Annotated in this window: 2 protein-coding genes and 1 pseudogene; all 3 read right to left on the reverse strand. The window is 67.4% G+C overall.

Annotated elements, in window-relative coordinates; genetic code table 11:
- Positions 1-453 (reverse strand): annotated as a pseudogene (locus Y706_RS30015) (peptidoglycan-binding protein); the annotation flags it as partial.
- A 245-nt stretch (positions 454-698) separates the two neighbouring features.
- Entirely contained in the window at positions 699-2,915 is a 2,217-nt protein-coding gene (locus Y706_RS0104235; protein ID WP_028275590.1) for a S9 family peptidase, read from the reverse strand.
- A 27-nt stretch (positions 2,916-2,942) separates the two neighbouring features.
- On the reverse strand, positions 2,943-3,855 hold a 913-nt coding region (locus Y706_RS0104240; protein WP_028275591.1), incomplete at its 5' end, for an LCP family protein.

Here is a 3,855-nt window from a genome sequence, read left to right on the forward strand (position 1 = left end):
GGTGGCATCGGCGGGTACCGTGCCGGCCGGTACAGCGCCGCCGAGATCGGCCGTGGCAGCAGGCGTGACCGGATCCGTGGCAGCGGGCGCTGCGGCAGAACCTGCTGTGGTCCCGGCGTCCGCACCGGTGCCCTGGTCGATGACACTGTCCTGGGTGGAGTCTGCCGTGGCATCGCCCGTGACGCCCTGGTTGATAATGGTGCCCTGGTCTGCGAGGGCCTGGGACTCGGATCCGACGGAGAGGACGTTAGCCGAAGCGCCTGCGTCAATCGGGGCGGCCACGTTGGCGTTGGCCGCGATGCCGAGGTCGATCGGCGCCGCGGCGCTGATCCCGAGGTTCAGGTCGGCGTTCAGGTCCAGGACGGAGGCGACTTCCTTGTCCGGGAGAGCCGTGCCGCCCTGCGCCATCAGCTCATCATCAGTCAACGGGGTCATTCCCTGCTCAACGCTCATAACAAACTCCATCTCCGGCACCCAGTGCCCGGTCAAAGCCCTACGACGCCCCGCCCCCAGCGGACGGGTTCCACGTCGAAATGCCCATCATGCCAGTAAATAGTAAGCATGATGACCAAATATCGGTAGCGGGCTCCCGGATTAACGCCGGAAAGCCCGCTGACCGGCCGGAAAACGCATCGATTGCTCCATAAGTGCCCTAATGGAGGTCCAAAAGGGCGGCTACGGAGCAACCGATGGGGTTCTTACTTCAGTCCGGCCCCGGGCAGCAGTTCGGTGGCGCCGAGGGAATCGGCGACGAACGCGTAGTCCCAGGCCCGTTCGCGCCACTGCACGTATCGGCCCGACGCGCCGCCGTGGCCGCCTTCCATCTCGATTTTCAGAACGACGGGTTCGCCGCCGGTGTTCACCTCGCGCAGCCGCTGCACCCACTTGGCCGGCTCCACGTAGAGCACGCGGGTGTCGTTGAAGCTGGTGACCGCGGCGATCTTCGGGTACGCCACGGCACGGACGTTCTCGTACGGCGTGTACGACTTCATGTACGCGTACACGTCAGGGTCGGTGATCGGGTTGCCCCATTCCTCCCACTCCAGCGCCGACAGCGGCAGGTCGGGGTCCAGGATGGTGGTCAGTGCGTCCACGAACGGGACGGCGGCAACGATCGCCGCGTACTTTTCCGGCGCCAGGTTGGCGACCGCGCCCATGAGCAGGCCGCCGGCGGAGCCGCCCATCGCCGCGATCCGTGCCGGGTCCACCCAGCCGGAACCGGCGAGCCAGTCCGTGGCCGCAATGAAGTCGGTGAACGTGTTTTTCTTGTGCAGCTTCTTGCCGTCGTCGTACCAGTGCCGGCCCAGCTCGCCGCCGCCCCGGATGTGGGCGATCACAAACACGATGCCCCGGTCCAGCAGGGACAACCGGGGGATCCCGAAGCCCGGATCCATGCTCATTTCGTAGGAGCCGTAGCCGTACACCAGGCCGGCCGCCGTCGAATCCTGCCGGACGGAGGCGTGGCGGAGGACCGAGAGCGGAATCCGGGTCCCGTCGGACGCCACTGCCCATTCCCGGGTGGCGACGTAGTCCGACGGCGTGTAGCCGCCCAGCACCGGGCTTTCCTTGCGCAGCAGGAGTTCACCGGCCGGGAGCTCCGGGGTGGGCAGCACAAAGTCGTAGACCCGCGACGGGGTGAAGTAGGAGGTGTAGCCCATCCGGATGACGGGCGCCTCGTAGTCGGAGCCCGCGACGCCGGCGGTATACAGCTCTTCGGTGAACGCAGGCTCCACGGCGGCGCCCTGCTCCGGGGTGCCCAGTCCTGCCAGGGGCAGGACCTGGACCCGTTCAATGGTGTCCTTGCGCACGGAAACCACCGCGTGGGTCGACGTGACGCCGGCGCCGTTGACTCGGACCTGGTCGGAATGGGCGACGACGGTGTCCCAGTGCTGCTCGGCGAGCGGCTTTGCGAGCTCGGCCGGGTCCACCAGCGAGACCATGGAATTGATGGCGTCCTTGTTGTGCGTGAGCAGGATCCGCTCCCGGCCCTGTCCCGAGGCGTCCGCCAGCAGGAACGGCTCGGCCTCGTAGAGGATGCGCTCGTCGCGGGAAATCACGGTGCGCAGGCCGGCGTCGGGGTCATCAAAGCGCAGCAGGCGGGTCTCGCTGAACTCGGAGCAGCCGATGCTGAGCACCAGGTGCCGCCGGTCGGCAGAGAGCTCGAAGCCGAGCCACATGGCGACGTCGTCCTCCTGGTAGATGACCGTGTCCTCGCCGACGGGTGTGCCGAGCACGTGGGACTTGACCTGGTACGGCCGCCACGAATCGTCCACCACGGTATAGAAGATCCGGCTGCCGTCGGGGGAGAAGGAGATGCCGTAGAAGACGTTCTCGATCACATCCGGCAGCAAGTCGCCGGTGCGGAGGTCCTTGATGCGCAGGGTGAAGCGCTCGTCGCCGGCGTTGTCCACGGCGTAGGCGTAGAGGGTGCCGTCGATGGTCGTGGCGGCCCCGCCCACGGCGAAGAACGGCTTGCCCTCGGCCTCGAGGTTGCCATCGAGGAGGACTTCCTCTCCGGGGATGACGACGCCGGCCTCCACGGCCGGGGGAGTCCAGTCCGCGACGCGGTCCCCGGTGTCTTGGCCGCGCAAGCGGCAGTGGATGCCGTACTCCTTGCCCTCGACCGAGCGGGTGAAATACCACCAGCCGTCCCTGCGGTTCGGGACGGAAAGGTCAGTTTCCTGGGTGCGGCCCTTGATTTCCTGGAAGATCGCCTCGCGCAGCGGCTCCTGGTGCGCGGTCACGGACTCCTGGTAGGAGTTTTCCGCCTTGAGCAGGTCCACGACCTCTGCGGACTCCTTGTCCCGGAGCCACTCGTAGTTGTCCTCGAACGCGTCGCCGTGATGGGTGCGCACCGAGGGAACTTTCCGGGCGACGGGAGGCTGCGGGGACTGCTGGGCGGGAGTCTGGGTCATGGACCCAATCTACCGAAGAGCGGCGCCTCAATTGCCGTTCTGCAGATTGTTGGCCGCCACGTAGCCGGCGAGCGTTCCCGAGCGCAGTGCGGCGGAGAGCGCTGCGGTCGCGGCAGGGTCCTTCAGGACAATCGACTGGCCGTCCCGGCTGGTCCCGGTGCCGGCGGTCGGCAGGGTGAAGAACACGCCACGTCCCGGCGGCGTGCTCCGCAGACCGAAGGCGAGGTTTTCCAACGACTCCAGGGTGAAGCTTGCGTCCAGGGTCACGTGCGGCAGCACCGTCTTGATGAGTTTGCGGACGGTGCCGCGGTCCGCCAGGCCGCCTTCGGAAGCCAACTTGGCCATCATGGCTTTCAAGAACGTCTGCTGGTTCCGGACCCGCTGGTAATCGCCATCCGCGAAGGCATGGCGCTCGCGGACAAAGGCCAGGGCCTGCAGCCCGTTGAGGTGGTTCACGCCCGCCGGAAAGTGCACTTTGTCATCTGCTGTGGCGGTGAATGACTGTTTGATGTTGACGTCGACACCGCCGAGCGCATCCGTCATGGCCGCGAACCCTTGAAAATCCAGCATCACCGTGTGGTCGATGTGCGCACCCAGCAGCGCCTCCACCGTCCGCGTCATCAGCGGCAGGCCGCCCAGTTCCAGCGCGGCATTCACCTTCGCGGCTCCGTGGCCGGGGATGTCTACCCAAAAATCGCGCATGATCGAGATGCCGTAGACGCTCTTCCGGTCCGCCGGGAGGTGGATCAGCACAAGGGCGTCGCCGCGCTGGTCGGAGGTGGTGCCGTTGGCCGCCGCCGCCCGCTCATTCACCCGGCTGTCGCTCCCGATCAGCAGGATGTTGAGGGCGACGGCGGGTGGTTCCGGGGTGGGCGTGGGGGTGGGCGCCGGCGTGGGACTGGCCGCCGTCGCGGTCGCGGCCGCCGGGGCGGCGGCCGGT

The organism is Arthrobacter sp. I3 (genome assembly GCF_000520575.1).
Classification (GTDB): domain Bacteria; phylum Actinomycetota; class Actinomycetes; order Actinomycetales; family Micrococcaceae; genus Arthrobacter; species Arthrobacter humicola_A.